The sequence below is a fragment of the Streptomyces sp. NBC_00433 genome (assembly GCA_036015235.1).
GTDB lineage: Bacteria > Actinomycetota > Actinomycetes > Streptomycetales > Streptomycetaceae > Actinacidiphila.
This window is the reverse complement of record CP107926.1, coordinates 8,682,688-8,706,435: the sequence shown is the minus strand read 5'-3', so window position 1 is coordinate 8,706,435 and position 23,748 is coordinate 8,682,688. Positions and strand designations below refer to the sequence as shown.

Annotated in this window: 21 protein-coding genes; 13 read left to right on the top strand and 8 right to left on the bottom strand. The window is 74.5% G+C overall.

Annotation, left to right across the window (positions count from 1 at the left end; all coding sequences use genetic code 11):
* Positions 1-76: 76 nt before the first annotated feature.
* Positions 77-1,240, top strand: a complete 1,164-nt coding sequence (locus tag OG900_37720) for an ROK family protein (GenBank protein WUH95340.1) — start codon at positions 77-79, stop codon at positions 1,238-1,240.
* 78 nt (positions 1,241-1,318) lie between these two features.
* Here the strand turns inward: OG900_37720 and OG900_37715 are convergent, their stop codons facing one another.
* Complete coding sequence (locus tag OG900_37715; protein ID WUH95339.1) at positions 1,319-2,080, bottom strand: GntR family transcriptional regulator; 762 nt, start codon at positions 2,078-2,080, stop codon at positions 1,319-1,321.
* Positions 2,081-2,375: 295 nt separating this feature from the next.
* Here OG900_37715 and OG900_37710 point away from each other — a divergent pair, with 295 nt between their 5' ends.
* On the top strand, positions 2,376-3,122 hold the full coding sequence (locus tag OG900_37710) for an SDR family oxidoreductase (protein ID WUH95338.1): 747 nt from the start codon (positions 2,376-2,378) through the stop codon (positions 3,120-3,122).
* Positions 3,123-3,385: 263 nt separating this feature from the next.
* Positions 3,386-4,846, top strand: coding sequence for an NCS2 family permease (locus OG900_37705; protein ID WUH95337.1), 1,461 nt, complete (start codon positions 3,386-3,388; stop codon positions 4,844-4,846).
* A 207-nt stretch (positions 4,847-5,053) separates the two neighbouring features.
* Here the strand turns inward: OG900_37705 and OG900_37700 are convergent, their stop codons facing one another.
* On the bottom strand, positions 5,054-6,022 hold the full coding sequence (locus tag OG900_37700; GenBank protein WUH95336.1) for a DMT family transporter: 969 nt from the start codon (positions 6,020-6,022) through the stop codon (positions 5,054-5,056).
* A gap of 47 nt (positions 6,023-6,069) precedes the next feature.
* Between OG900_37700 and OG900_37695 the strand changes: the two genes are divergently transcribed.
* The 3 genes from OG900_37695 (at position 6,070) to OG900_37685 (ending at position 9,661) form a co-directional block, all read left to right on the top strand.
* Entirely contained in the window at positions 6,070-7,560 is a 1,491-nt protein-coding gene (locus OG900_37695) for a PLP-dependent aminotransferase family protein (GenBank protein WUH95335.1), read from the top strand.
* Between the two features lie 49 nt (positions 7,561-7,609).
* The gene (locus tag OG900_37690) at positions 7,610-8,155 is read left to right on the top strand and encodes a GNAT family N-acetyltransferase (protein WUH95334.1); all 546 of its coding nucleotides are present in this window, start codon (positions 7,610-7,612) and stop codon (positions 8,153-8,155) included.
* A gap of 153 nt (positions 8,156-8,308) precedes the next feature.
* The gene (locus OG900_37685) at positions 8,309-9,661 is read left to right on the top strand and encodes a GNAT family N-acetyltransferase (GenBank protein ID WUH95333.1); all 1,353 of its coding nucleotides are present in this window, start codon (positions 8,309-8,311) and stop codon (positions 9,659-9,661) included.
* Here the strand turns inward: OG900_37685 and OG900_37680 are convergent.
* Positions 9,606-10,793: a PLP-dependent transferase gene (locus OG900_37680; GenBank protein ID WUH95332.1), complete on the bottom strand. Its 1,188-nt coding sequence runs from the start codon at positions 10,791-10,793 to the stop codon at positions 9,606-9,608. The genes OG900_37685 and OG900_37680 overlap by 56 nt on opposite strands.
* A gap of 60 nt (positions 10,794-10,853) precedes the next feature.
* On the opposite strand from OG900_37680, the gene OG900_37675 reads away from it, so the two are divergent.
* The 3 genes from OG900_37675 to OG900_37665 all read left to right on the top strand — a co-directional run bounded on the left by OG900_37675 (position 10,854) and on the right by OG900_37665 (position 13,726).
* Positions 10,854-11,327: an Lrp/AsnC family transcriptional regulator gene (locus tag OG900_37675; GenBank protein WUH95331.1), complete on the top strand. Its 474-nt coding sequence runs from the start codon at positions 10,854-10,856 to the stop codon at positions 11,325-11,327.
* A 99-nt stretch (positions 11,328-11,426) separates the two neighbouring features.
* Complete coding sequence (locus tag OG900_37670) at positions 11,427-13,115, top strand: DUF885 domain-containing protein (protein ID WUH95330.1); 1,689 nt, start codon at positions 11,427-11,429, stop codon at positions 13,113-13,115.
* Positions 13,116-13,201: 86 nt separating this feature from the next.
* Complete coding sequence (locus tag OG900_37665) at positions 13,202-13,726, top strand: GNAT family N-acetyltransferase (GenBank protein ID WUH95329.1); 525 nt, start codon at positions 13,202-13,204, stop codon at positions 13,724-13,726.
* Between the two features lie 73 nt (positions 13,727-13,799).
* On the opposite strand, the gene OG900_37660 is transcribed toward OG900_37665, so the two are convergent.
* A complete protein-coding gene (locus OG900_37660; protein WUH95328.1) occupies positions 13,800-14,306 on the bottom strand; it encodes a rhodanese-like domain-containing protein in 507 nt (168 codons plus the stop codon).
* Positions 14,307-14,400: 94 nt separating this feature from the next.
* Here OG900_37660 and OG900_37655 point away from each other — a divergent pair, with 94 nt between their 5' ends.
* Entirely contained in the window at positions 14,401-14,847 is a 447-nt protein-coding gene (locus OG900_37655; GenBank protein WUH95327.1) for an Lrp/AsnC family transcriptional regulator, read from the top strand.
* Between the two features lie 38 nt (positions 14,848-14,885).
* On the opposite strand, the gene OG900_37650 is transcribed toward OG900_37655, so the two are convergent.
* Both OG900_37650 and OG900_37645 read right to left on the bottom strand, forming a co-directional pair.
* Positions 14,886-18,236 carry an AAA family ATPase gene (locus OG900_37650; GenBank protein WUH95326.1) on the bottom strand — a complete coding sequence of 1,117 codons (3,351 nt, stop codon included), beginning with the start codon at positions 18,234-18,236 and terminating at the stop codon, positions 14,886-14,888.
* Positions 18,236-19,396: an exonuclease SbcCD subunit D gene (locus tag OG900_37645; GenBank protein ID WUH95325.1), complete on the bottom strand. Its 1,161-nt coding sequence runs from the start codon at positions 19,394-19,396 to the stop codon at positions 18,236-18,238. Before OG900_37645 ends, OG900_37650 begins: the two co-directional genes overlap by 1 nt.
* A 440-nt stretch (positions 19,397-19,836) precedes the next feature.
* Here OG900_37645 and OG900_37640 point away from each other — a divergent pair, with 440 nt between their 5' ends.
* Both OG900_37640 and OG900_37635 read left to right on the top strand, forming a co-directional pair.
* Entirely contained in the window at positions 19,837-20,760 is a 924-nt protein-coding gene (locus OG900_37640; GenBank protein ID WUH95324.1) for a 5-dehydro-4-deoxyglucarate dehydratase, read from the top strand.
* Positions 20,757-22,025 carry a glucarate dehydratase family protein gene (locus OG900_37635; GenBank protein WUH95323.1) on the top strand — a complete coding sequence of 423 codons (1,269 nt, stop codon included), beginning with the start codon at positions 20,757-20,759 and terminating at the stop codon, positions 22,023-22,025. Before OG900_37640 ends, OG900_37635 begins: the two co-directional genes overlap by 4 nt.
* A 19-nt stretch (positions 22,026-22,044) precedes the next feature.
* Here the strand turns inward: OG900_37635 and OG900_37630 are convergent, their stop codons facing one another.
* Positions 22,045-22,671, bottom strand: coding sequence for a YigZ family protein (locus OG900_37630; GenBank protein WUH95322.1), 627 nt, complete (start codon positions 22,669-22,671; stop codon positions 22,045-22,047).
* Between the two features lie 89 nt (positions 22,672-22,760).
* Between OG900_37630 and OG900_37625 the strand changes: the two genes are divergently transcribed.
* Positions 22,761-23,168 (top strand): CoA-binding protein, encoded by a 408-nt coding sequence (locus OG900_37625; protein ID WUH95321.1) that lies wholly within the window; start codon positions 22,761-22,763, stop codon positions 23,166-23,168.
* 19 nt (positions 23,169-23,187) lie between these two features.
* On the opposite strand, the gene OG900_37620 is transcribed toward OG900_37625, so the two are convergent.
* Positions 23,188-23,718, bottom strand: coding sequence for a YbaK/EbsC family protein (locus OG900_37620; protein ID WUH95320.1), 531 nt, complete (start codon positions 23,716-23,718; stop codon positions 23,188-23,190).
* Between the last annotated feature and the right edge of the window lie 30 nt (positions 23,719-23,748).

Sequence of the window (23,748 nt, the reverse complement as noted above, 5' to 3'; positions counted from 1 at the left end):
AACGGGACCGCACTCGCCGCGAGCCCCCGCGCCGGGTACGATCCGCCACACACAGGCACAGTCTGGGAGGACATACGTGGGGCGACTCACCGGCGGGGATCCGTCCCTGCTCAGGCGGATCAACTCCGCGGTCGTCCTCGATGCCCTGCGCGGGGCGCAGACTCCCACCCTCACCGAGCTGGTCCACAGCACCGGCCTGTCCCGTCCCACCGTCGAGGGCGTCATCGAGGGGCTGACCGAGTCCGACCTGGTGGTCGAGGTCGGCCCGGAGGCCGGTGACGCGCGCAAGCAGGGCCGGCCGGCCCGGCGCTTCCGCTTCCACGCCGAGGCGGGGCACCTGCTGGGCATCGAGATCGGCGCGCACCAGGTGCGGGTGGTGCTGTCCGACCTGAGCGGCCAGGTGCTGGGTTCGCACGGGCGGGACGTGGACGAGGCGGCGTCCGCCGACGACCGGCTCGACCGGGTCCGCGGCACGGTCGCGGAACTGCTGCGCAAGGCAGGGGTGGCGCGCAGCACCCTGTGGGCCGTCGGGGTCGGCAGCCCCGGGATCGTGGAGGCCCACGGCGAGGTGCGGCTGGGCACGGCGCTGCCCGGCTGGACCGGGCTGCCGCTGGGCGAGCGGTTGCAGCGCTCCTTCCGCTGTCCGGTGCTGGTGGAGAACGACGCGAACGTCGCGGCGGTGGCCGAGCACTGGAAGGGTGTGGCGGTCGGCACCGACGACGTGGTCTTCGTGCTGGCCGGGCTCAGCCCGGGGGCCGGCTCGCTGATCGGCGGGCGGCTGCACCGCGGTTTCGGCGGCGCCGCGGGCGAGATCGGCGCGCTGCACCTGCTGGGCCGCGAGGTCACCCCCGAGCATCTGCTGTCCACCACCGACGAGCCGCTGCACCCGCTGGACGAGCCCGCCGTCGAGCGGGTCTTCGCGCTGGCCAAGCGGGGCGACGCGCAGGCCAAGGATGCCGTCGAGCGGTTCCTGGGGCGGCTGGTGCACGACGTGGCGGCGCTGGTGCTGGCGATCGACCCGGAGCTGGTGGTGATCGGCGGCTGGGCGGCGGGCCTGGACGGCGTGCTGGAACCGCTGCGGGCCGAGCTGACCCGCTACTGCCTGCGCCCGCCGAAGGTGACGCTGTCGGCGCTGGGCCAGGAGGCGATCGCCACGGGCGCGCTGCGGTTGGCGCTGGACCACGTCGAGCAGCAGCTCTTCGCGGTGGAGCAGACGTCGATGGCGCGGCGCCGGCCGTAGGACGTACGCGCGTACGGTTCGACGGAAGAAGGCCCGTCCCCTCACGGGGCGGGCCTTCTTCTGACGTGCGGTGCCGGGTCAGGAGGCCCGGCGCGTCTCCCGCTGGTGGTGCGTGACCTCGAACGCGCCGGCGTCGCCGAAGGTCAGCCGGCAGGTGTCGGCGCGGTAGGTGGACACCGACGCGGCGGCGACCCGTCCCCCGGCGTAGTAGCGCGAGGTGACGACGAGCACGGGGGCGCCCGGCAGCCGGTCCAGCTGCTTGGCGTCGTCCGCGCGGGCCGAGCCCAGCTCGACGGCGCGGTCCTCGCCCTCCAGCTCCAGGGTGTGCAGCTCGCGCAGCACGGCGGGCGCGTGGGCCGCCGGCGACAGGTCGCCGGGCAGGCCGGGCACGGACGCCGGCGGGACGTACAGCAGCTCGGCGGCCACCGGCTGGCCGCGCATCACGCGGGCCCGGCGGATGGTGTGCACGGCCTCGTCGGGGCCGGTGCCGAGCAGGGCCGCGACCGCGGCGGGCGCGACGGCCTCGACGCAGCCGACGGTCTCCCAGGCGTCGGGGCCCGCGCCGGGCCAGCTGTTGGCCGACGGGCCGACGGAGACACCCATCCGCGGCGGAGCCACGGTGGTGCCGACACCGCGGCGGCGCTGCAGCCGGCCTTCCAGCTCCAACTGCTCCAGCGCCTGCCGGAGCGTCGCCCGCGCGACACCGAAGCGGGCGGCCAGGTCCCGCTCGTTCGGCAGGATCTCACCGACCTCGAACTCGGAGTCGAGGGCGTCGTTCAGCACGGTCTTGAGGTGCCAGTACTTCGGCTCAGGCACCGATTCGAGCTGCGTGGTCCCCACCCTGTCCTCACAATCGGCTCAAGGCTTGTTCAGCCTTGTTTCCTAACCAGTCTTTATTAAAGGTCCTTGCACTACTAGGGACGATAGAGCCGGGCGCCGAGCTTGGTCAAGACCAATCCTCAAACCGCGCAGGCCCGCAGGAAGCGGATACGTGTGCCGTTCACGCGATGGTGACGGACTGCTGCGATAGCGTTCGTGATCATCGGGGGGCGGCCGCGGACGGCCGCAGCGGCAGCGGCCGTCGGCACCCCGACGCCACTGCACGGCACGTCAGGCACGAAGGAGCGGATGGTCGATGGGCGAGGTCACGCTGGTCACCGGCGGCAGTCGCGGCATCGGGGCGGCGGTGTCGCTGCGGCTGGCCGCCGCGGGTCACCGGGTCGGCATCGGCTACGAGCGCGCCAAGGACGCGGCCGAGGACGTCGCCCGGCGGATCCGCGAACAGGGCGGCGAGTGCCTGCTCTTCCAGGTCGACACCAGCGACGCGGACCAGGTCGACGCCTATTTCGACGCGGTCAAGGAGCAACTGGGCCCGGTCACCGGGCTGGTGAACAACGCCGGGATCACCGGGCCGCTGGGCCGCTTCACCGAGACGCCGGTCGAGGTGATGCGCCGGGTGGTGGACGTCAACCTGATGGGCGCGCTGCTGTGCGCCCGGCGGGCGGCGCTGGAGATGTCGACCCGTTACGGCGGCGACGGCGGCGCGATCGTGAACATCTCCTCGGGCGGCGCCACCCTGGGCAGCCCCGGCGAGTACGTGCACTACGCGGCGAGCAAGTCGGCGGTGGACGCGCTGACGGTGGGGCTGTCCAAGGAGCTGGGCCCCGACGGGGTGCGCGTCAACTCGGTGCAGCCGGGGATGGTGGTCACCGACATCCACGCCTCCATGGGCGACCCGCAGCGGCCGTGGCGCAATCCCGAGCGGGTGCCGATGCGGCGCCCCGGCCAGCCCGAGGAGATCGCGGGCGCGGTGGCCTGGCTGCTGTCGGCGGAGGCGTCGTACACGACGGGCGCGGTGCTGCGGATCGCCGGCGGCCTGTAGCCGCGAGACGGGCGTGTCTCGCGGACGGGCGTGTCGCAAGTGTTGACCTGAGCATGGCTGAAACCCGACGGTGATACCGGGTAACGCCACGGAAACCCGCTCGGGCCCGCGGGCGAGGACAATCCGTGTGCCCAGCCCGCGGGAGCACGTACGCGGCACCGCCGCGGGACCGCTTCGCACACGGGTCCACGGCACCGGATCCGCAGCACCCGACACGCAACGCCCGACTCGTCACGCCTGATACGCACCACCAGAGGAGCACCATGCCAGGACCCGTCGTGGACACCGACAAGCCGGTGTCCGCACCGCCACCCGGAGGCAACGCGCTGGACCGCTACTTCCGTATATCGGAGCGCGGTTCGACACCGGGACGGGAGATACGCGGAGGTTTCGCCACCTTCTTCACGATGGCGTACATCCTCGTGCTCAATCCGATCATCCTGTCCGGCGCGACGGACAAGTTCGGGCACCACCTGTCGACCACCCAACTGGTCACCGCCACCGCGCTGGTGGCCGCGGTGATGACCGCGATCATGGGCGTCGGCGGCAATCTGCCGCTCGCCGTGGCGGCCGGGCTCGGGCTGAACGCCGTGGTCGCCTTCCAGCTCGCGCCGAAGATGAGCTGGCCGGACGCGATGGGCCTGGTGGTGCTCGAAGGCCTGCTGATCTGCGTCCTGGTCGCCACCGGGCTGCGCGAGGCGATCATGAACGCCATCCCGTTGCCGATCAAGCAGGCGATCAGTGTCGGCATCGGCCTCTTCATCGCCTTCATCGGCTTCATCGACGCCGGTTTCGCCAGCCGCATCCCGGACGCGGCCAAGACCACCGTGCCGGTGCAGCTCGGCGGCACCGGCACGCTCACCGGCTGGCCGGTGCTGGTGTTCTGCCTGGGTGTGCTGCTGACGGTCGCCCTGGTCGCCCGCCGGGTCAGGGGCGCGATCCTGATCAGCATCGTGGTGATGACGATCGTGGCGATCATCGTCAACAAGGTCGCCGACCTGCCGGCCGGCGCGTGGGGGCTGACCGCGCCCAAGGTGCCGGACGACATCGTCGCCACCCCGGACTTCGGGCTGATCGGCCACTTCAGCCTCTTCGGCGGCTTCTCGGAGGCGGGGGTGGTCACCGCGTCGCTGTTCGTCTTCACGCTGGTGCTTTCCGACTTCTTCGACGCCATGGGCACGATCGTCGGCATATCCAGCGAGGCCGGGCTGCTCGACGACAAGGGCAGGGTGCCGAACATCGGCCGGGTGCTCTTCATAGACGGCGCCGCCGCCGTCGCCGGCGGCGGGGCGTCCGCCTCGTCCGCCACCGCCTACGTCGAGTCCGCGGCGGGCGTCGGCGAGGGTGCGCGTACCGGGCTCGCCAGCGTCGTGACAGGGGCGCTCTTCGCGGTGGCGCTCTTCCTGTCACCGCTGGCCGCCGTGGTGCCCTCGCAGGCGGCGGCGCCCGCGCTGGTCGCGGTCGGCTTCCTGCTGATGGCGCAGGTGCGCAACATCGACTGGACGCAGTACGACATCGCGATCCCGGCCTTCCTGACGATCGCCGCGATGCCCTTCACCTACAGCATCACCAACGGCATCGGGGCGGGCTTCCTGTCCTTCGTCGTCATCAAGGTGGCGCTCGGCAAGGTCCGGGAGGTGCATCCGCTGGTGTGGGGTGTGTCGGTGTGCTTCCTGGCCTACTTCGCCATCGACCCGCTGCAGCAGGTGCTGGGCGTGAAGTAGGGCACGGACGCCGGCGGCCCGTGCCCTGCGCGCGTCCAGGGCCGCCCGCGCCGCCTTCGCCTGAGGAGGGGAGCGGGCGCCCCGACCGGGACGGGGGCGCCCGGTCGGGGCAGTTGGCCGGGCCAGTGCCGCGCACCGGCCCGTACTGTCACAACTCCCCCCATCCCGCCGGAGTTCCCGCCGCCGGACAGTTCCCCCGAGCCGGCCTCAGCGGCGCGCGGGGGCCGGTCGGGCCGCACGCTCGGCCGGCCCCGCGACCGGCTCCCGCGGCGGCCCCGGGCGGCGGCTCGCACGCCGGCTCGCACGGCCTGCGACGCCGACCACGACGCCCGCCGCGACCAGGGCGCTGCCGGCGAGCTGGGCCGCGCCGAAGGTGCCGAGCGCGACCAGCGGGGCGGTCAGCGCCGCCGACACCGGGATCAGGCCGGAGAAGAGGGTGGCGCGTTCCGCGCCGAGCCGCTGCATGCCGGCGTACCAGCACACGAACCCGATGACGGTGGCCACGACCGCCTGCCACCCGAGCGCCGCCGCCTCCGCCCCGGTCGGCACGCGCAGCGCCGCCGTGCCTTCCAGGGCCACGCCGAGCGCCGCCGCCTCGGCGGCGGCCAGCCCGCACACGCACGCGGACAGGACCAGCGGCCCCAGCGGGGCCACCAGGGGCGCGGCGAGCAGCGCGAAGCCCACTTCGCCGCCGAGCGCGGCCACCGACCACAGCAGCCCGGACGCGTCCGTCCCGCCCCACCCCTGGACGACGAAGGCGCCGCCCGCGACCATCACCGCCCCCGCCGCGCCCGCGGACGTCGGCCGCCGCCCCGCCGCGAGCGGCACCAGCACCGCCACGACGACCGGGGCGCACCCCACGAGCACCCCGGGCACGGCGGGTTGGGCGGTGCGCTCGGCGGCCAGCACCGACAGGTTGAACCCGACCATGCCGACGCCGGCGACCGCCGCCGCCAGCGCCCACTGCCTCCCCCGCAGCCCCCCGAGCCGCACCCGCGCCCCGGCCCGCCGTGCGGGCCACGCCAGCAGCGCACACGCCACGCCGTAGCGGACGGCCTGCCCGCCGGCATGCGGATACCCGACGAGCGCGGCGCCCGCGGTGAAGGACGCGCCGACAAGGACACAGGCGAGTGCGGCGAGACCGATCCCGGCCCGATGCGAGGAGGAGGACGTCATGCGGCAACGCTAGGGAGCGGGAGTGGTCCGGTTTAAGGTCCAATCCCATGGGAGTGAAGCGGACCAGTACGGCGACGGTACGCCCTGCGGCGCGGGTGGAAGGTGCGGAAGCGGCTCCGGCGCCGCGGCACGCGGGCGGGGGCGGGTCGGGGCCCGCCTGGGAGGTGCTGGTCGATCTCGGGGTCGGGCGGGGGCGGGGGCGGGTCCTGCAGGCCGGGCTGCGGGAAGCCGTGCGGGTGGGGCGGTTGGGCGCCGGGACGCAGTTGCCGTCGAGCCGGGAGCTGGCAGCCGACCTCGGGGTGTCCAGGGGGATGGTCACCGACGCATACGCGCAGCTCACCGCCGAGGGGTATCTGACCAGCCGGCAGGGCGCGGGCACCTGGGTGGCCGACGTGCGGCAGGGGCCGGTGTCGCCGCCCGCCGGCGCCTTCGCCGCCGACGACCGGGGCGGCCCCGACGACCTGCGGCCGGGGCTGCCGGACCTCGCGCTCTTCCCGCGGGCCGCCTGGTCGGCGGCGCACCGGCGGGTGATGACCGCGCTCCCGCACCGCGCCTTCGGCTATCCCGACCCGCGCGGCCTGCCCGAACTGCGGGCGGCGCTCGCCGCGCTGCTCGGGCGGCGGCGCGGCGTGGCCGCCGAGCCCGACCAGGTGGTGGTCACCGCCGGGGTGGCCCAGGCGCACACCCTGCTCGGGCATGTCCTGCACGCCCGCGGGCAGCGGACGACCGCCGTCGAGGACCCCGGCAGCCCCGAGCACACCGCGCTGCTGGCCGCGACCGGGCTGACCGCGGTAGCGGTCCCGGTGGACGCGGAGGGGCTGTCGGTCACGGCGCTGGCCGCCACCGGCGTGCGGTCCGCGGTGGTCACGCCCTGCCACCAGTTCCCGTCCGGCGTGGCCTACTCCGCCGCCCGGCGGGCCGCGCTCGCCGACTGGGCGCGGGACTGCGGCGGGGTGGTCGTCGAGGACGACTACGACGGCGACTTCCGCTACGACCGGCAGCCCGTGGGCGCCCTCCAGGGGCTCGCGCCCGGACATGTCGTCTACACCGGCTCCGCGAGCAAGTCGCTGGCGCCCGGGTTGCGACTGGGCTGGCTGGTCGGGCCGCGGGACATCGTCGCGGAGGCGGCGGAGCGCAAGCGGACGATGGACCTCGGGCACTCGGTGACCGAGCAGGCGGCGCTCGCCGACTTCCTGGCCTCCGGCGCGTACGACCGCCAACTGCGGCGCTGCCAGCGGCTCTACCGGGCGCGCAGGGACGCGCTGGTCGGCGCGCTCGCGCGCTGCGCACCCGGCGCCGAGGTGAGCGGCATCGCGGCCGGGCTGCACGCGATCGTCACCCTCCCCGAGCGCTACGGGCCCGAGCCGGCCTTCCTCGCCGCCGCTGCCCGCGCCGGCGTCGCCGTCCGGCCGCTGTCGCACTACCGCACGTCCCCGCGGCCGCCCGGCGAGGGCGACGGCCGGGTCCGTCTTGTGGTGGGTTACGCGCACCTGACGCCGGAGGCGATCACCCGTGCGGTACGCCTCCTGGTGCGATGACCGGTGCGCGATGCACGTAGATTGGCGGACGAGACATGGGAGGCCACAGATGACCGTCGAACTCACCGTCCCCGCGCAAGGGGGCAGGCCGGGACTGCTGCTGCGCGCGTGGGCCGCGCAGGACGCGGAGGCGCTGGCGGCCGAGCACCAGGATCCCGGTATGCGGCGCTGGCTGATGACCACCCTCGACAGCACGGCGGCGGCCGGCGAGTGGATCGACCAGCAGGCGCAGGCCTGGGAGACCGGGCTGCGCTACAGCTTCGCGGTGGTCGAGCAGGACGGTGAGCGGCCGGTCGGGCATGTGACGGTCAAGCGGAAGTTCGAGGGGGCTCCGTCCGCGGAGATCGGCTACTGGACGGCGGCTGCCGTACGCGGCCGGGGCATCGCGCCCCTGGCGGTGGGCGCGGTGACCCGCTGGGCGCTCGGCGGTGACGCGGGCGGGCCGGCGCTGACCCGCCTGGAACTGCTGCACGCGGTGCTCAACACGGCGTCCTGCCGGGTCGCGGAGAAGTCCGGCTTCACGCTGTGGGGCGACCTGGAGCCGCACCCGCCGAAATTCCCCCAGGCGGGGCACATCCACGTCTGCGCGGCCTGAAGCAGACGGGCCGCACGGGCGTGGCGGTCGGTTTCGTACCGGCAACGGACGCCAAAGACGTTGAAAAGGTAAGGTAACCGAGAAGATCCGCCCTTTACCGTCTGGTCACGGCATGTTCGTGATCACGCAACACGAGTTCGCCATTGTAGGCGTATGCCTCATACGACTCCCGCGCCTCCTGTTCGGGCCGCAACCCGGCGCCGTCACTGGGGCCGCGACCTCGCCGAAGTGGCCGCGCTCTTCGCCGCGATGGCCACGGCCGACCTCATCGCCGACCTGGTGAACCACGGCCCGGACGGCGGTCTGCTGCTCATGACGTCGGCGGCGGCGCTGCTCGCCGCGGCCGCCGCGCACGTGTGGTGGAGCCGGCGTTCCGGCCACCGCGCCGCGGCCGCCGCCGCACCGGGGGTGCCCGCCGAGGACACCGGTCGGCCGGAAGACGCGGAGCCGACGCTGTGGCGGCTGCGCACCACCGTGCGGGACACCCCGGGCAGCCTCGGGGCGGTGTGCACGGCGCTGGCCGGCAGCCGCGTCGACATCGTCACGCTGCAGACCCACCCGCTGGCCGAGGGCACCGTCGACGAGTTCCTGCTGCGGGCGCCGGCGGCGCTGCCGGCCGCGGCACTGGTGCTGACCGTCGCCGACGCGGGCGGCACCGACACCTGGCTGGAGCGCGCCGACGCGCACGACCTGGTCGACACCCCGACCCGGATGCTGACCCTCGCCACCCGCACCGCCCTGGACGCGGCGGAACTTCCGCTGGCACTGCGGCAGTTGTTCGGGCGTTGCACCATCAGGTCCACCCCGGCAGCAGCCGGCGGGGAGCCGGTGCAGGACACCCTGGAGGACACCGTCATGCGGCTGGCCGACCCGTCGGGCGGCACGATCACCGTGCAGCGCGACCACCTGCCCTTCACCCCGACCGAATTCGCCAGGGCCCGCGCCCTGGTGGAGCTGGACGCCAGGCTCGGCGTACGGGTGCCCGGCAGCCGCCACGCCGTGACACTGCCGGAAGGCAACGAGCTGACGGTGCGCCGGGCCGGTCCCGAGGACCGTACGGCCGCGCTGGCGATGCACGACCGCTGCTCCCCCGACACGCTGGCGCTGCGCTACCACGGCCCCGCCGAGGACGCCGACCGCTACCTCGCCCACCTGCTCAGCCCGCGTTTCGGCCGGTCGCTGGCCGTCGAGACCGCATCCGGCCGCCTGGTGGCCCTGGGCCACCTGCTGTGGGACGGCGACGAGAACGAGGTCGCGCTGCTGGTCGAGGACGGGTGGCAGCGTCGCGGCATCGGAGGGGTACTGCTGCGCAAGCTGGTGGAGCTGGCGGCGGAGGCGGGGCGCGAGAGCGTCTACGCGGTGACCCGGTCGACCAATACGGGGATGGTGGCGACGATGCGGGAGCTGGGGCTCCCGCTCGACTACCAGGTCGAGGACGGCACCCTCGTCGTCACCGCGACCTTGCCGTCGACGGCCGCGCTTCCGTGGACTGCTGCCCGCCGCTGACCGCGGCGGGGAGGGCGGTGGAGAGGTCGTGCCAGAGGTCGTCGGGGTCTTCGAGGCCTACCGAGAGGCGGAGGAGGCGGTCGGAGACGCCGGCGCTGGCGCGGTCGGGGGCCGGGACCACGCGGTGGCTGATCGAGGCGGGGTGCTGGATCAGCGTGTCGACGCTGCCGAGGCTGACGGCCGGGGTGATCAGCCGGACCCCGGCGATCACCTCGTGCGGGTCGCCGCGTACCTCGAAGGACACCATCGCGCCGCCGATCCGCGGGTAGTGCACCGCGCTCACGCGGGGGTCGGCGGCCAGCCTGGCGGCCAGCGTCGCCGCGGTCGCGGACGCGGCGCGCATACGTATCGGCAGCGTGGACAGGCCGCGCAGCAGGAGGTATCCGGCCAGCGGGTGCAGCACCGCGCCGGTGGCGAACCGGACTTGGCGCAGGGCGCCGGCGAATTCCTCGTCGCAGGCCACGGCGCCGCCGAGGACGTCACCGTGGCCGCCGAGATACTTCGTGGCGCTGTGCAGCACGATGCGGGCGCCGGATTCGGCGGGGCGCTGGAGCACCGGGGTGGCGAAGGTGTTGTCGGCCAGCAGCGGCACCGAGCCGCATTCGTGGGCGACCGCCCGCAGGTCGACCTCCGCGAGCGTCGGGTTGGCCGGGGTCTCGACGACCACCAGGCCGGTGTCGGGGCGGATCGCCTCAGCGATGCCGGCGGGGTCGGTCCAGGTCACCTCCGTGCCCAGCAGGCCGCTGCTGAGCAGGTGGTCGCTTGAGCCGTACAGCGGGCGTACCGCGACGACATGCCGCAGCCCGAGGGCCGACCTGGCGAGCAGGCAGGCGGTGAGCGCGGCCATGCCGCTGGCGAAGGCGACCGCGGTCTGCGTGCCCTCCAGGCGGGCGAGGGCGGTCTCGAAGCGGGCGGTGGTGGGATTGTCGACCCGGGCGTAGACCGGCGGTCCGTCGAGGCGGGCGCCGGTGGCGGCGAAGGCGTCGATGCGCCGGGCCTCGTCCCTGCTGTCGTAGGAGGGGTAGGTGGTGGACAGGTCGAGCGGCACGGCGTGCACTCCGAGCGCCGCGAGGTCGTCGCGGCCTGCGTGCACCGCTTCTGTGGCCAGCGCCCTGCGCTGTGTGGTCTCCATGCCGTCCAGCCTGAACGGCCGCCGGTCCACGGAGGCCGACCCCCGTGCTACGTTCGGCCGATGTCCGATTCCGTCGTACTCGATCCGGTCGACCTGCACATACTCCGGCTGCTGCAGAACGACGCCCGGACGACCTACCGCGACCTGGCGGCGGCGGTCGGTGTGGCGCCGTCGACGTGTCTCGACCGGGTGGCCAGGCTGCGCCGCAGCGGGGTCATCCTGGGGCAGCGGCTGCGGCTCGACCCGGCGAAGCTGGGGCGCGGCCTTGAGGCGCTGCTGCTGGTTCAGGTGCGGCCGCACCGCAGGGACCTCATCGACCCTTTCGTCGAGCGGATCCGCGGGCTGCCCGAGACCCGCGCGCTGTTCCACCTGACCGGTCCCGACGACTTCCTGGTGCAGGTCGCGGTGACCGGGACCGGCGACCTCCAGCGGCTGGTGGTGGACGAGTTCACCGCGCGGCCCGAGGTGGCGCGGGTGGAGACCCGGCTGATCTTCCAGGAGTGGGACTGCGGCCCGCTGCTGCCGCCCGGCTGAGAACGGGCCGAGCGCCGGCCGTCCGGCGACACGCCGATGTCAGGGGCGAACGTCACAATGATGGTGACGCGGCGCCCGGTCTCGTACGAGGATGGCCGCATGTCCACTCTCACCGCTTCCTCCCTGCCCCGCCAGGTCGCCGACGCCTACGTCGACGACCTCGTCGCTCTCGACCCGACGCTCGGCACCTACCTCGGTGTGCCCGGTACGGCCCGGCGGCTGCCCGACTTCTCGCCGGCCGGCGCTGACGCGCTCGCCGCGCTGGCCCGTACCACCCTGGACCGGCTCGCGGAGTCCGAGTCGGTGCCCGGGGGCGACAGCGACGCCGAGCGGCGCTGCGCGCGGCTGCTGCGCGAGCGCCTGACGGCCGAGCTGGCGGTGCACGCGGCGGACGAGCACCTGCGGTCGGTGAGCAACATCAACACCCCCGCGCACCACATCCGCGAGGTCTTCGCGCTGATGCCGACCGAGACCCCGGAGCACTTCGCGGACCTGGCCGCCCGGCTGCGGGCGGTGCCGGGCGCGCTGGCCGGCTACCGTGCCTCGCTGGCCGAGGGCCTGGCGCGCAAGCTGTACGGCGGGCCGCGGCAGGTCGCGACGATGCTCACGCAGTTCGCCGAGTGGGCGGGCGAGGACGGCTCGGGCAGCTGGTTCGCGAGCCTGGTCGCGGACGGACCGCGGGAGCAGCGCGCCGAGCTGGACGCGGCCGCCGCCGAGGCGACCGCCGCCTATCTCGAACTGCGCGACTGGCTGCGCGACACCTACGCCCCCGCGGCCGAGGGCGCTCCGGAGACGGTGGGCCGCGAGCGGTACGCGACCTGGTCGCGGATGTGGAACGGCACCGACCTGGACCTGGACGAGGCCTACGCGTACGGCTGGTCGGAATACCACCGGCTGCACGCGGAGATGCTCGGCGAGGCGGCGAAGATCCTGCCGGGGAAGGACCCCTGGGAGGTGCTGGCCCACCTCGACGAGCACGGCCAGGCCATCGAGGGCGTGGAGGAGGTGCGGGCCTGGTTGCAGGACCTGATGGACGAGGCGATCGAGGCGCTCGACGGCACGCACTTCGACCTGGCGGACCGGGTCAAGGTGGTCGAGGCGCGCATCGCGCCGCCCGGTGGCGCGGCGGCGCCGTATTACACCTCGCCCTCCGAGGACTTCTCCCGGCCGGGCCGCACCTGGCTGCCGACGATGGGCCGCACCCGCTTCCCGGTCTTCGACCTGGTGTCGACCTGGTATCACGAGGGGGTACCCGGGCATCACCTACAGCTCGCCCAGTGGGCGCACGTGGCGGGCGACCTCTCCCGCTACCAGGCCAGCGTCGGCCTGGTCAGCTCCAATGCCGAGGGCTGGGCGCTGTATGCCGAGCGGCTGATGGACGAGCTGGGCTTCCTCTCCGACCCGGAGCGGCGGCTGGGCTACCTGGACGCGCAGATGATGCGCGCGGTGCGGGTGATCATCGACATCGGCATGCACGTCGGCCTGGAGATCCCCGCGGAGTCGCCCTTCCACCCGGGTGAGACCTGGACGCCGGAGCTGGCGCAGGAGTTCTTCGGCCGGCACAGCGGCAGGCAGCCCGCGTTCATCGAGAGCGAGATCATCCGCTACCTGGGCATTCCCGCCCAGGCGATCGGCTACAAGCTCGGCGAGAGGGCCTGGCTGGTGGGCCGGGAGGCGGCGCGCGCCGCGCACGGCGACGCCTTCGACGCGAAGGCGTGGCACATGGCGGCGCTGTCGCTCGGCTCGCTCGGCCTGGACGACCTGGTCGACGAGATTTCCGCGCTGTAGCCCGGGTCACGCCCGCGCCGCGCCCCGCCCGGGCGCGGCGCCACCCGTCCCCCACCTGAACTCCCCCGACAAGGCGGTACAGCCAGATGACCCTGCACGCTTCCCTCGACGGCGGCCGGCTGGTCCTGACCCAGGGCAGGCTGACGCTGCGCGAGCAGTTGCCGCAGGACGCGGCGCAGTTGGCCGACGGCAAACCGGCCGGGCTGACCTGGATCGACGGGGTACCGGGCGAGGGCACGATCGGTGCGGCCTCGATGACGGTCGCGGCGGCCACAGCGGGCCTCTACCGGCCCGGCTGGGGGGTCTTCGCGATCCAGCGCACCGTCGACGGCACGGCGCTCGGCGGCGCCGGCTTCCACGGGCCGCCGGACGGCGGCACGGTCGAGATCGGCTACGACCTGTCCGCCTCGGGCCGCGGCGCCGGGTGGGCCACCGACGCGGCGCGCGCGCTGTGCCAATGGGCCCTGGGCCAGCCCGAGGTGGACCTCGTGCGGGCCACGACGGAGCCCGGGAATGCCGCGTCCCAGGCGGTGCTGACCCGCATCGGCTTCCAACGGGTCGCCGACCGCGGCGAATTGTGGGCGTACGAGCTGCGGCGGCTGTCGGCCTGACCCGCAGCGCGATCGGCCCCCCGGGCCGCGCCGCGCGCGGTCCGGCCCGGGGGGCGTCCGCGTACGCCCGCCGTCAGCAGCCGCACGCGTCGGCGGCGAGCGGCGCGGTCAGGGCGTCGGGGTCGCGGCGGGCCGGACCTTCGGCCGTCCGGTAGCCGAAGCCCTCGCGGATCCAGTATTCGATCCCGCCGAGCATCTCCTTGACCTGGTAGCCGAGCCCGGCCAGTGCGGCGGCCGCGCGCGTGGCGCCGTTGCAGCCGGGGCCCCAGCAGTGGACGACGACGGGGACGGCGTGGTCGAGGAAGACGCCGGCGAGCTGCGGGATCCGGGCGGTGGGCAGGTGGACGGCGCCGGGGATGCGGCCCTGGTCCCATGCCTCCGTGCTGCGGGTGTCGACCAGGACGAACCCGGGGTCGCCGCCGCCTTCCGCCGCTTCGAGGGCGGCGGCGACGTCGGAGACGTCGGTGTGGAAGGCGAGGCTCGCCGTGAAGTAGGCGGCTGCGTCGGCGGGGGCGGCCGGCGGCACCCGCAGGACGGGGTTCGCGCTGGTCACGGCGGGTGCGGGGTGGTGTGTGGTCATGGCTGAGAATCTATGGTCGCCGGATGCGGCCGGGAAGTGGGATTCCCCGGGCTCCGGCTTGATCCGCCGGGCTTTCCCCTGGTATCCATCGAGGATGACCGCTTATTCCCTGGACGCCACCGACTGGCGGCTGCTGGAAGCCCTGCAGAGGGACGGCCGCGCCAGTTTCGCCGAGCTGGCGCGTACGGTCGCGATGTCGCCGAGCGCCGTCACCGAGCGGGTGCGGCGGCTGGAGGAGGCGGGGGTGATCACCGGCTATTCGGCAGTGATCGACCACGAGCGCATCGGGCTGCCGATCCTGGCGATGGTGCGGCTGCGCTATCCGACCGGCAACTACAAGCCCTTCCACGACCTGTTGGCGAGCACGCCCGAGGTGCTCGAAGCGCATCACGTCACCGGGGACGACTGCTTCGTGATGAAGGTCGCCGCGCGCTCGATGCGGCATCTGGAGGAGACGACCGGCCGGATCTCCGGGCTCGGCGCGGTCACCACCAGCATCGTCTACTCCTCGCCGCTGGAGCGCCGTCCGCTGGTGCTGTGAGGTGCTCGTTCCTTGAGGTGCCTTCGCTGCTGCGGCGCTCAGCCGGTGCGCTGCCGCACGGCGGAGCCGTCCCGGCCCTTGGTGATGTGGAGTTGGGCGGGGATGCGGTCCCGCAGGTCGCCCACGTGGCTCACGATGCCGACCGCGCGGTCGCGTTCGCGCAGCCCGTCGAGGACGTCGAGGACCTCGTCGAGGGTCTGCTCGTCGAGGCTGCCGAAGCCCTCGTCGATGAAGAGGGTGTCCAGGCGCATGCCGCCCGCCTCGTCGGTGACGACGTCGGCGAGGCCCAGGGCGAGCGCGAGCGAGGCGAAGAAGGTCTCGCCGCCGGACAGCGTGGAGGTGTCCCGCTCGGTGCCGGTCCAGGCGTCGACCACCATCAGGCCGAGGCCCGACTTGGTCCTGCCGCCGCCGCGGGCGTCGCTGTGGACGAGGGTGTAGCGGCCGCCCGACATGCGCTGCAACCGCAACCCGGCCGCCGCGGCGACCTCTTCGAGGCGGGCGGCCAGGACGTAGGTCTCCAGCTCCATGCGGTACTGGTTCTCGGCGGAGGTGGCCGAGGCCAGATCGGACAGCCGGGCGATCCGGTCGTACGCGGCGCGGGCCGGGGCGAGTTCGCGTACGGCGGCGGTCGCCTCGCCGCCCAGCCGGTCGAGTTCGGCGCGGCGGGTGGCGGCGGCGGACTCGGCGGCGGACGCCTGGCGCAGCCGCTGGTTGGCGGCGTCCAGCGCGGCCTGTGCGGCGGCCGGGTCCGCGGCGGGCAGCGCCGCGGCCGCCGCGGGCTGCGGCGCCGCGAGGTCGGCCTCGGCCGCGGCCTCCTCCTTGTCCCAGGCCGCCACCTGGCGTTCGGCCTCCCACAGCCGGGGCGGCGGCAGCAGGGCGGCCGCGGCCTCCTCCGCCGAGTCGAAGCCGGCGCGGGCGGCGGCCGCGGCGAGCGCCGACTCGGCCTCGGCGAGGCGCTGTTCGCTGTCGATGCGCTCCCTGACCACGTGGGCCGCGCGGTCCAGCAGCGCGATGGCGGCGGTCAGCCGGTGCCTGCGGGCGGCGACGCTGGGGTGGCCGTCCCGCGCCCTGGTCAGTTCGCCGCTCAACTGCTCGTACTGCTGGTCGAGTTCCTCGCGGCGCGAGGTGCGGGCGGCAGTGCGGTGGAGCGCGTCCTGCTGCTGTGCGGTGCGCCGGTCGCGCTCCTCCTCGGCGCGTGCCAGCGCGGCCCTGGCCTCGGGTACGGTCGCCGCCGCGCGTGCGGCTTCGGCGTGTGCCGCCTCCGCCACGCGGTGGGCGGCGGCCAGTTCGTCCCGAGGGGTGTCGCCCGCGGTGGCGGTGGCCGCGTCAAGTCCGGTACGCAGCCGGGTGACCGCCTCGCGCGCCGCGTCGTGGTCGGCGGACCGGCGCTGGAAGTCGGCGTAGGCGGCGTCCTCGTCGGCGCGGGTGACGCGGTCCTCTGCGGGGCGGGCGGGCGCCGGGTGCGCGGCGGAACCGCACACCCGGCAGGGCTCGCCGTCGGCCAGCTCGGCGGCCAACTCGGCCGCGATACCGGAGATCCGGCTCTCCCTGAGGTCCTGCCACGCCTCGCGCGCGTCCCCCGCCCGGTCCCGCGCGTCCCTGGAGGTCTGCTCCGCCTGCGCCAACTCCTGCACCAGGGCGTCCCGTTGGACGGCCGCGTCCCGCCGCGCCCGAGCCCGTTCCGACTCGCCGGCCAGCTCACCGGCACGTGCGGCGGCCTCCAGCGCGGTGTCGAGCCGCGCCTGCAACCCGGCCCGCATCCGCGGCCATTCGCCCAGCCAGCCGCCCGCGTCCCGTACGGCCTCGTCGTCGGCCCGCTCCTCGCGCTCCAGCAGCTCCCTGCGCGCCCCGACCTCCCGCACCCGCGCCTCGACCTCCTCCGCGGCCACGAGCCCCCCGACCACCTCCCGCAATTCCCCGGCCCGCCCGACCAGCACCTCGACCCGAGCCTGCCCTTGCGCCTCGGACCGCGACACCGCGGCGCCCGCCCCTTGCGCCGGTACGGCCGCCTGCGAGGGCGCGGAGCGCCCGATGACGGCCCCGGGCTCCAGCGGGTCCGCCGCACCGGCTGAAGGCCTGCGCTGCGAGTCGGCCGAAGTCGGCCGCTCCCCCGCGTTGCCTGCCGCCTGCGCAGGTACGGCCCCGGCGCCGGACTCCAGCGCGCCCGTCGTGCCCGCCGAACCGCCGCGCTCCGAGGCCGCCGACCTCGGCCGGACCCGCGCGTCCGCGGCGCCTGCCGCCTGCGCAGGGACGGAACCCGCCGTCGTGACCCCGCCGGTCGGCCAGGACACCGGCATGGCGGCGCCGGCCGCGTCGGACGGCCGCAGGTCCAGGAGAGGCTCGCCCGCTGCGGCCAGAGCCGCCGCGGCCTCGCCTTCCAGGGACAGGGAGTCCTCGTGGTGGGTGGCTGCCTTGTCGCGGTGGGTGAGGGCCGGGTCGACCGTGGTGGCGCGTTGGGCGCGGGACAAGGTGGTGCGGGCCGCGGTGCGGCTGGGGCGCTCGGCGGCGAGGGTGGCGGCGCGGGCGGTGGCCTGGGCATGGCGCTGCTGGAGCGCGTACAGCTCGCGGGCCTGTGCGGCGGCGGCTTCCGCGGTCGCGTGGGACATCTCGGCCCGGTCGACAGCCGTGCGGGCGATGTCGTACTGCTCGCGGGCGGTGCAGCGCAGCACGGCGGCGTACGCCAGGAATTCCGCGGGCTGTGCGGGTGCCGCGTCCGTACCGGTGTCGCCGGCGGCCTGGCGCATACGGGCGGCGAGCCCCTCGATCTCCCGGTCGCCCGCGACGAGTCGCTGTGCGGCCTCCTGCTTGCGGTCCCGCAGCCGGTGCTCGACCGATTTGAAGCGGCGGGTGTCGAAGAGCCGGCCGAGCAGCGCGGCGCGCTCGGTGGCGCCGGCCCGCAGGAAGGTGGCGAACTCGCCCTGCGGCAGCAGCACCACCTGGCAGAACTGCTCGCAGCTCATCCCGACCAGCTGCCTGATCTCCTCGCCGATCTCCTGGTGGGACTTGGACATGGCGTGCCACTGCCCGTCGCGCCGCTCGCGCAGCAGGGTGACGGCCTTCTCGGTGGTCACCCCGGTGCCGCGCTTCTTGGCCCGCGGCTGCTCGGGCCGCCGGGTGATCTCCAGGCGCCGCCCGGCGAGGGTGAGTTCGAGCACCACCTCGGTCGCCGTGCCGGGTGCCGCGTGGTCGCTGCGCAGCCGGGTCGCGGGCCGAGCGCCGGGCACCTGGCCGTAGAGGGCGAAGCAGACCGCGTCGAGGACGGAGGTCTTGCCGCCGCCGGTGGGGCCGTGCAGCAGGAACAGGCCGGCGGCGGACAGCGCGTCGAAGTCGACGTCCTGCTCGGCGGCGAAGGGGCCGAAGGCGGTGAGCCGGAGCCGGTGCAGCCGCATCAGTCGCGTTCCGCCGTGACCGCGGCGGCGCGCACCGCGTCGAAGGCCTCGCGCAGTACCAGCCGCTCGTGCGGGTCGGGTTCGCTGCCGCGGACGTGGGCGACGAAGTCCTCGGCGATCTGCTGGTCGGCGCGCCCGGCGAGCCGGCGGGCGTAGGAGGCCGCGGGGTCGTCGCCGCGGTCCTCGGGGTCGAAGCCGAGGCTGAGGATGTGCGGGAAGCGCTTCGCGAGCGCGGCCATCGGCTCGTAGGGGCGTACGGGATCGGTGAGGGTGGCCTCGACCCAGGCGTCGGTGTGCGGTTCGTGCGCGGGGTCGGCGAGCAGGTCGTCGAGCCGTCCGCGCAGCCGGGCGAGCCGGCGCGGGACGGGCGTGTCGACGCGCTCGGCGGCGATCTCGCCGCCCGCTCCGAGGTCGATCAGCCACATGCTCTTGCGGTGGTGCTGCTCGGAGAAGGAGTAGGCGAGCGGCGAGCCCGAGTAGCGGATACGCTCCGTGACGGTCTGGCAGCCGTGCAGATGGCCGAGCGCGGTGTAGTCGATGCCGTCGAAGAGCGCCGCGGGCACGGAGGCGACGCCGCCCGCGGTGATGTCGCGCTCGCTGTCGCAGGGGGCGGCGCCGGTGACGAAGGCGTGGGCGAGGACGACGCTGCGGGTGCCCGCGGGCCGGGCCGCGAGGTCGGCGCGGATCCGGTCGGCCGCGGCGCCCAGGACCGCGCTGTGGTCGGCCCGGTCGGCGCCGAACTCGTCGCGGACCAGGGTGGGTTCGAGGTACGGCAGCCCGTAGACGGCCACGTCGCCGTGCGTGTCGTGCAGGACGACGGGCCGGTCGCAGCCGGCCGGGGCGGTGCGCAGGTGGATGCCGGCCCGGTCCATCAGGCCGGCGCCGACGCCGAGCCGGCGGGCCGAGTCGTGGTTGCCGGAGATCATCACGGTGGGCACGCCGAGATCGGCGAGGGCGTGCAGCGCGCTGTCGTACAGCTCGACGGCGGCCAGCGGCGGTACGGCCCGGTCGTAGATGTCGCCTGCGACCAGGACGGCGTCGACGTCCTGGTCGCGGACGGTCGTGACCAGGTGGTCGAGGAAGGCGCGCTGGGCGTCGAGCAGGCTCACCCGGTGGAAGGACCGGCCCAGGTGCCAGTCCGACGTGTGCAGCAGTCTCACTCGGCCGCCCCGACGTGCACGCTCGTCCTCGCCGTTCCTCGATGCCGTTTCCCCGACGTTCCCCGGTGCCGCTCCCCGGCGCTCCCGATGTCCGCGGTGATCCGGATTGTAGGCGGTGGCGGTGTCCTGCCGGGCCGGGGCCCGGCATATCGGCGGTGTCGAACCTTTCGTCGGAGGTATCGAAAATTGCCGCTCCCCCTTGCCGCCAACTCGACGCGCATTCCGCGCGAATCACCGGATTCGACGGCCCTTTGGACGACCGTCGCTCCGATGTCCCGCCGCTCGCGGCCGCATTCGGTCCGCGACGCCGCCTCCGGCCCCGCGGGCGGATGGCGGCGCCGATCCCGCCTGGCCATTGACCGGTTAGCGGGTGCGCCCTACAGTCCAGGGGTATTCGCATTCATGATGTGCGTTCATGTACATGGACATGTGAGGCTTCCGTGCTCGACGGCGTGCTCTTCTTCCCGGTGACCCCGTTCACCGCAGAAGATTCGGTTGATCTTCCGATTCTTTCGGAACACGTACGGCAGGGAGTCGCCGCCGGGGCCGGCGGTGTCTTCGTCGCGTGCGGGACCGGCGAATTCCACGCGCTGGAGCCGCGGGAGTACGCCGGCGTGGTGCGCACAGCGGTCGCCGCCGCCGGCGGCCTGGTGCCGGTCTTCGCCGGGGCCGGCGGACCGCTGCCGCTCGCCCGGCAGTTCGCGAAGGCCGCCGCGGACGCCGGGGCCGACGGGCTGCTGCTCATGCCGCCGTATCTGGTGCAGGGCCCGCCGGCCGGCCTGGTGGCGTACGTGACGCGGGTGGCCGGGGCCACCGGGCTGCCGGTGATCGTCTACCAGCGCGACGGCGCCCGCTTCGACGTGGCGTCGGCCCTCGAAGTGGCGCGGCTGCCGCGGGTGGTCGGCTTCAAGGACGGCCTCGGCGACCTCGACCTGCTGTCACGGATCGTGACCGCGGTCCGCGCCGAGACGGCGGCGAGCGGCAAGGACTTCCAGTTCTTCAACGGCATGCCCACCGCCGAGGGGACCGTGCCCGCCTACCGCGGCATCGGCGTGGAGCTCTACTCCTCCGCGGTCTTCTGCTTCGCCCCGGACATCTCGCTGGCCTTCCACAAGGCGGTGGCGACCGGCGACGACAAGGCCGTGCAGCGGCTGCTCGCCGGATTCTTCCACCCGCTGATCGCGCTGCGGGAGCGCACACCGGGCTACGCGATCGCCCTGGTCAAGGCGGCGGTGCGGCAGGGCGGCCTGGACGTCGGCGGCGTACGGCCGCCCCTGACCGACCCGACACCGGCGGATCTGGCGGAGCTGGCCAGGATCGTCGCGGCGGGCCGGGCGATCTGCGCCGCGGAGGCCGACCGATGAGCGGCGGCATCCGTATCACCGGGGCCGACATCACCCCGGTCGCCTTCCGCGACCCGGCGCTGCTCAACGCGGTCGGCGTCCACGAGCCGTACGCGCTGCGGGCGATCGTCGAGGTCCACACCGACCAGGGCATCGCCGGCCTCGGCGAGACCTACGCCGACGAGGGGCACCTGCGGCGGCTGCGGGCGGCCGTCGAGATCGTCACCGGCATGGACGTGCACACCCTCGGCGGGATGCACCGCAGGATCTCCGAGGCGCTGAACGGCGACACCGGCGCCGACGGCCACGGCCTGACCGGGATGATCACCGGCAGCAGCACCGCCGACCGGGTCTTCGCCCCCTTCGAGGTCGCCTGCCTGGACATCCAGGGCAAGGCCGCCGGGCTGCCGGTCAGCGACCTGCTCGGCGGCGCGGTGCGCGACAGTGTGCCCTTCAGCGCGTATCTGTTCTACAAGTGGGCCGGCCACCCCGGCGCCGAGCCCGACGAGTGGGGCGAGGCGCTCGACCCGGACGCGATCGTGGCGCAGGCGCGGCGGATGACCGAGGAGTACGGCTTCGGCGCGATCAAGCTCAAAGGCGGCGTGATGCCGCCCGAGGAGGAGGTCGAGGCGATACGGGCGCTGCACAAGGCCTTCCCCGGGGTGCCGCTGCGGCTGGACCCCAACGCGGCCTGGACGGTGGAGACCTCGGTCAAGGTCGCCGGCGAGCTGGACGGCGTCCTGGAGTACCTGGAGGACCCGACACCCGGCCAGCAGGCCATGGCGGAGGTGGCCCGCCGGGCGCCGATGCCGCTGGCGACCAACATGTGCGTGGTCGCCTTCGACGAGCTGTCCTCCGCGGTGGCGCGCGAATCGGTGCAGGTCGTGCTGTCCGACCACCACTACTGGGGCGGCCTGCAGCGCTCACTGCTGCTCGCCGGCATCTGCCGGACGTTCGACCTGGGCCTTTCCATGCACTCCAACTCCCATCTGGGTGTCAGCCTGGCCGCGATGACGCATCTGGCCGCCGCCACCCCGAACCTGACCTACGCCTGCGACACCCACTGGCCGTGGAAGTCCGAGGAGGTCGTGGTGCCCGGCGCGCTGGAGTTCACCGGCGGCGCGGTGCGGGTGCCGACCGCGCCGGGCCTCGGCGTGGAGCTGGACCGCGACGCGCTGGGCCGGCTGCACGAGAGCTACGTCCGCTGCGGGCTGCGCGAGCGGGACGACACCGGCTACATGCGGCGGATCGACCCGGCGTACGAGCGGAAGTCGCCGCGCTGGTGACGGCGGGGCCCCGTGGCGCTCACGCGTCCACGTAGGCGCTGCCGCCGGTCTCGCAGGCCGCGGCCCCCGAGGTCACGTCGGCCAGCCAGGACCTGAAGGCGGCGACCTCGCCCTCCGGCACACCGAGGGCGAGGGTCACCCGGGCGCCGTAGCCGACATCGCGCAGGACGTGGCCCGCCGAACGCAGGTCGTTCTCCAGCCGCCCGGCCCGCGCGTGGTCGACGGTGACGGTCAGCAGGGTGAGGCGGCGCCTCTCCACGGTGCCGATCTCGTCCAGCGCGGCCGACACCGCCCCGCCGTAGGCGCGGGCCAGGCCGCCCGCGCCGAGCTGGACGCCGCCGTAGTAGCGGGTGACGACGGCGACGGTGTCGCGCACCTCCCGGCCGAGCAGCACCTGGAGCATCGGGGTGCCCGCGGTGCCGCCCGGCTCGCCGTCGTCGCTCGCCCGGTGCAGCCGCCCGTCGGGGCCGATGACGTACGCGAAGCAGTTGTGCGTCGCCGCGGGGTGCGCCCGGCGTACGTCGCGGATGACGGCCTGCGCGGCCGCCTCGTCGGCGGCAGGGGCGAGGGTGCACAGGAAGCGGGAGCGCTTGATCTCGCTCTCGTGGACGCCCGCGCGCGCCACCGCCAGATACCGGTCGACCATCGTTCCACCCTAAGGGCTGGGGGAATGGCGGCGGCCGTCCGCCGGTTTGCTCAGAAAAGGCGTGGCAGGACGAGAGTGCGGAGGACGGCGTGTACGGCGACGCGGCGGCAGTGCGGAAGATCCTGCTCCACACGGGCGACACCTGGGCGGTGGTCGGCCTGTCCAACAACACCTCGCGGGCGGCGTACGGCGTCGCCGCGGTGCTCCAGCGGTTCGGCAAACGGGTCGTGCCGGTCCACCCGAAGGCGGAGGCGGTGCACGGCGAGCAGGGCTACGCCTCGCTCGCCGACATCCCCTTCCCGGTGGACGTGGTGGACGTCTTCGTCAACTCCCACCTCGCGGGCGCGGTCGCCGACGAGGCGGTCGCGGCGGGTGCGAAGGCGGTGTGGTTCCAGCTCGGCGTGGTCGACGAGGCGGCGTACGAGCGCACACGGGACGCGGGCCTGGACATGGTGATGGACCGCTGCCCCGCGATCGAGATCCCCCGGCTGGGCTGACCCGGCGGCGGGACCCCGCTCAGATCCCGAGGCCTTCGAGCACGACCACGCCCGGCAGTGCGGCCAGCGCCTTGCCGGGCATGATGAGTTTGCCGCGGCGGGCGCCGCTGCCGACCAGCACCCACGGGGTGTCCACCACCGCCGGGTCCACGAGCAGCGGCCAGTCCGCGGGCAGGCCGACCGGGGTGATGCCGCCGTATTCCATGCCGGTGCCGCCGACGGCCGCGTCCATCGAGGCGAAGGACGCCTTGCGGGCGCCGAGGTGGCGGCGCACCGCGCCGTTGACGTCGACGCGGGTGGTGGACAGCACCACGCAGGCGGCGAGGGTGGTGTCCTGTCCGCGCTTGCCGGCCACGACCACGCAGTTCGCGGAGTGCCGCAGCAGGTCCTCGCCGTAGGCCTCCACGAAGACAGCGGTGTCGGCCTTCGCCGGGTCGGTGTCCACGTGGATCATCTCGGCGGTGACCGCCGCGGCCACGGGTGGCGGCAGCAGGTCCCGGCGCTCGGTGGCGGGCAGGGCGTCGTCGAAGTGTCCGATCGGGGCGCGCATGCGCCGAATCTAACAAACCGGGCGGCCCGT